Below are 4,550 nucleotides of genomic sequence, written 5' to 3'. Positions count from 1 at the left end.
TTGCGCAGCGCCACGTTGCGCAGCGTCGGAGTCTTGAACAGGCCGCAATATTCGGCGCGGCCATGGAAATCGGTGCGCAGCGGGCCGCACAGGCCGAGATCGATATAGGCCGGGTCGGCATTGGCCGGGATGGCCGGATTGCGCGGCACGGCGATGGCGATCAGGCCGAAATCGGTGAATTGCGGCGGCTCGCCGTCATTGGCCGGCTCGCTGAGGTGACAGCTGGCGCAGTTGCCCTTGGTTTCGTCCTCGAACAGTTCGCGGCCATGCAATTCCTGCGCGCTGAGCGTTGCTTTGCCAGCCAGGAAGGCATCGTAGCGGCTGGAATAGGGATAGAAATCGGCCGCGCTCTGCTCGAACGTTCCGAGCGCCTCGGCGGCGGCGTCGAGCGCATCGTCGGGATGGTCGAAGACATCGTTGCCGAAGGCAGCCTTGAACTCGTCGGCATAGGCGGCCTTGCGCAGGCCATCGGTGACGGCGGCGGCGTCCTTGTTGGCCATTTCGAAGGGCGAGAGCAGGGGGATTTTTGCCTGGTCCTTGCCGTGGTCGGCGCGGCCGTCCCAGGTCAGGCCGCCTGTCGGGCCGTTGTCGACGCTCTCGTCGCCCTCATCCTCGGAATCGTAGAAATGCTCGGTGAAGGCGGGTGCGGCCTGGAGATAGCGCAGCGACGGCACGGCGCGCAGGCCGGGCCGGTCGAGGTTCGGCCCGCCCATCTCGATAGGCGCGGCCGAGGCCGGCCCGAAGGCGTGATGCGGATCATGGCAGGACGAGCACGCCTGTTTTCCCGAGGCCGACAGCGCCGGGTCGAAGAACATCTTGCGCCCGAGCGCGGTAAGCGCCTCGGCGCGCGCGAAGGCTTGCGCGCGTGATAGGGGGCCTGGATGGACGCCGTCCGCCGGCAGGCCATCGGCTGGCCAGAGGAAGGCGAGGCCGGCCAATGCGAAGGTGGCGGATTTCCATCGTGTCATGCGCAATACAGTCCAGTTTGGCTTGGCCTAGGGGGCTATTGCTACGGATTGATGACCGGTTTCAGCGAGCTCGACTTTGCCTGAACCGAGTTCTGTGGCGCCCCCCTCTGTCCTGCCGGACATCTCCCCCACAAGTGGGGAGATTGGCCGTCACACCGGCTTTCGCCAATCACCAAAGTTTGAACGGCGCGACAGCGAAACTGCCAATCTCCCCCCTCGTGGGGGAGATGCCAAGTGACGGCAAAGAGGGCAGGACAGAGGGGGGCGCTGTCCCGCCGGCCTCTCCTGCTATCCACACGCACCCGCAAAGGTGTCACAAAGCTGACAACCACCGCCCCTAGCGTCGCCCGGTTCCTCCAGCCATCCCCCAGCCACGAGGCATCTTTCCATGACCAAGTCCTTCCTCTCGCTCTGCCTCGCCTCCACGGCGCTGGCATCGCTGGCCGGCATCGCTCACGCCGCGCCCGCCGGCTTCGACAAGATCGACACCGTCGTCGTCATCTACGCCGAGAACCGCAGCTTCGATAATCTCTATGGCGGCTTCCCCGGCGCCAATGGGCTGGCCAATGTCTCGGTCGACCAGGCGCGCCAGCTCGACCGTGACGGCAAGCCGCTTTCGGAACTGCCGCCGGCCTGGGGCGGGCTGACCGCCAAGGGTGTGACGCCCGTGGTGACCGAGGCGCAGTCGGCGCATCTCGCCAATGCCAGCTTCGCCATCGACGACGCCAGCGGCTTCAACGAGAAGACATCGGTCATCACGCGCGACCTCTGGCACCGTTTCTATCAGGAGCAGATGCAGATCGACGGCGGCAAGAACGACAAGTTCGCGGCCTGGGCCGATTCCGGTGGCCTCGTGATGGGCCATTATGACGGCTCCGGCCTGCCGATGTGGCAGGTGGCGAAGAAGTACGTGCTGGCCGACAATTTCTTCCAGGGCGCCTTCGGCGGCTCCTTCCTCAACCATTTCCAGCTCGCCTGCGCCTGCACGCCGGTCTACCCGCATGCCGATACCAGCCCGATCAAGGGTCAGATCGCGGTGGTCGAGGCCGACGGCACGACCTTGAAGGTGGCCGACAATTCGCCGGCTTCGGCGCTGGGCGGCGTGCCGAAATTCGTCAATGACGGCGCCATCACGCCCGACTTCTACGCGGTCAACACCATGCAGCCGCCCTATCAGCCGAGCGCCAACAAGCCGGCCGCGGACGGCGACAAGGCGCTGGCCGATCCGGCCGCGCCGACCACGCTGCCACCGCAGCACGATGTGACCATCGGCGACCTGCTGTCGCTCAGAGGGGTGAGCTGGGCCTGGTATGGCGGCGCCTGGCAGGCGACGCTCGACGGCAAGAACGCGACACCGGTGCCGAACTTCCAGTTCCACCACCAGCCGTTCAACTATTTCGCCGCCTACGCGCCCGGCACCGCCGCGCGGACCGAGCATCTGAGGGACGGCGGTCTCGACGGCGCCGAATTCATCAAGGCGATCGACGATGGCAAGCTGCCGCAGGTCGCCTTCTACAAGCCGCAGGGCAACCTCAACGAGCACTCGGGCTATGCCGACGTGACCTCGGGCGACCAGCATCTGGCCGACCTCGTCTCGCATCTGGAGAAGAGCCCGCAATGGGGCCACATGCTGGTCGTCGTCACCTATGACGAGAATGGCGGTTTCTGGGATCACGTCGCGCCGCCCAAGGCCGACCGCTGGGGCCCGGGCAACCGCATCCCGGCCTTCATCATTTCCCCTTATGCCAAGATGGGCACGGTCGATCACACGCAATACGACACGACCTCGATCCTGCGCTTCATCACCGCGCGTTACGATTTGCCGGTGCTCTCCGGCATCGTCGCCCGCGACAAGGCGCTGGCGGCCAATGGCGAGCCACCGATGGGGGATTTGTCAGCGGCGCTTGATTTGACGCGCTGAGGCTTTTGCCGCCGGATGGCTGCACGGCAGCGATAGCGCTCTACGGCGCCCCCCTCTGTCCTGCCGGACATCTCCCCCACTTGGGGGGAGATTGGCAGCTTGGGCGCCTCGCTTATTCTTGCAACGTCAACAATTGGCGAAATCGTCGATGACATCCAATCTCCCCCCTCGTGGGGGAGATGTCCGGCAGGACAGAGGGGGGCGAAGGAACGCGACGCCAAGTGCCTCAGCGACCTCTCAACCGCCATTCACCAACGCCAGGATCAGCTTTTGCAGATTGCCGCCCTTGCCGAGTTCGACGCGGTCGAATTCACGGCTCGCCTGGCGCTGGGCCTGGGAAAGTTCGGACAGGCGCTTGGTCATCTCGACGCGGATCTTTGAGCATTTGGGGTCATCGGCGATCGTCAGCCCCACAGTCGCCGCCTCGATCTTGCGCACCATGTCGATTATCTCGGCGCCATGCACCTTTTCATGCGCGCTGACGCCGGCGAGGAAAACCTCCCAGTTCTTCTGGATGGCGGGTGGCAGCGGCGCCGACGGGCTTGGCAAAGTGTAGGTGATGATGAGCTTCGGCCTGGCCGAGACCAGCACGCAGGCGCCCGCGCGGGCCTGATAATCCCGGGTCCAGGTCAGCTTGAAATTGGTGTGGGCGATGGCGCGGGCAACGCCGACATTCGGGCCGTTCTCGCCGATCGAGCGGTAGAGCTCGGGTCCCGACTGGCCTGAAATGGCGTAGGTCTCGACCTTCTCGACCGGCTTCCATTGCGCATGGGCGGCGAGCGGCAAGGCCGGCAAGGCGGCTGCCGACAGACACAGGCGAACACAGTTTCTCAGCACCGCTCTCTCCAAGGCGCGCGGCCTTGCCGAAGAGGCAATGCCACGGAACAGCTTTTCCTATATGCTGGCGTCCGGTGCTGCAAATCTGGGGGGAAGTCATGAAGAACTGGTATCTCGTCGCCGCCGGTGCCCTGATGGCGCTGGTCTGCTCGCAATCGGCCTTCGCTGCGTCCTGCGGCGGCTGGAGCGCCAAGATGGAGGAGGACGAAGGCGGCAGCGTGCTGACGGCTTCCGTCTGCGGTGGGCCGAAGGGCGGTGCGCAGCTGATGCTGACCTGCTTCGACAAGCCGGTGCTGAGCTACGATCTCGGCGAGGGCGGCCCGCAACTGGAGCCCGGCTTCAGCGGCGCGTTCGACTTCAAGGCCGACGGCAAGACGGTGACGAAGACGCTGCAGCTGGAGGAGATGTACAATTATCTCGTCGCCGACCTGGAGAAAGCCGACCCGCTGCTCGACCTCTTGCGCGGCAAGGGCGATGTGACGGTCGGCTCGGCCAAATATGGCGCCAACAGTTTTCCGCTGAAGGGCTCGAAAGCGGCCATCGGCAAGGTGCTGGCGCAGTGCGGGAAGGCCAAGCCCGCGGATGGGGATTGAGGGGGACCACACCACACTTCGTCATCCTAGGGCGGAGCAAGGAGCGAAGCGACGCGGCGCAGACCCCTAGGATCCATGCCGGGAACTTCGCCGAAGAATGCAGCAGAATCAGGATGTTCTCCCAACGCGTTACCATGGGGGTAACGTAGGACGGTACGCGGTGGGTCGGAATTCTGGACCGCAGCGCGGCTCTGACGTCACGGCATGGATCCTAGGGTCTCCGCGACGGAG

The 4,550-nt window shown here is 65.1% G+C and carries 4 protein-coding genes; 2 read left to right on the top strand and 2 right to left on the bottom strand.

All coding sequences use genetic code 11. The features are described 5' to 3' along the window. The coding region (locus tag J0I79_RS03610; protein ID WP_292855352.1) for a cytochrome c peroxidase at positions 1-968 on the bottom strand (968 nt) is incomplete at its 3' end. Positions 969-1,356: 388 nt separating this feature from the next. On the opposite strand from J0I79_RS03610, the gene J0I79_RS03605 reads away from it, so the two are divergent. Continuing rightward, positions 1,357-2,889 (top strand): acid phosphatase, encoded by a 1,533-nt coding sequence (locus tag J0I79_RS03605; RefSeq protein WP_292855351.1) that lies wholly within the window; start codon positions 1,357-1,359, stop codon positions 2,887-2,889. Between the two features lie 237 nt (positions 2,890-3,126). Here J0I79_RS03605 and J0I79_RS03600 read toward each other — a convergent pair whose 3' ends face one another. Beyond that, positions 3,127-3,723, bottom strand: coding sequence for a DUF922 domain-containing protein (locus tag J0I79_RS03600; RefSeq protein WP_292855353.1), 597 nt, complete (start codon positions 3,721-3,723; stop codon positions 3,127-3,129). Positions 3,724-3,824: 101 nt separating this feature from the next. On the opposite strand from J0I79_RS03600, the gene J0I79_RS03595 reads away from it, so the two are divergent. After that, complete coding sequence (locus tag J0I79_RS03595; RefSeq protein WP_292855350.1) at positions 3,825-4,319, top strand: hypothetical protein; 495 nt, start codon at positions 3,825-3,827, stop codon at positions 4,317-4,319. Positions 4,320-4,550: the final 231 nt, after the last annotated feature.

It is taken from the genome of Mesorhizobium sp. (assembly GCF_017306585.1).
GTDB lineage: Bacteria > Pseudomonadota > Alphaproteobacteria > Rhizobiales > Rhizobiaceae > Mesorhizobium.
The sequence above is the reverse complement of the archived record's forward strand: the minus strand, read 5'-3'. Positions and strand labels throughout refer to the sequence as shown.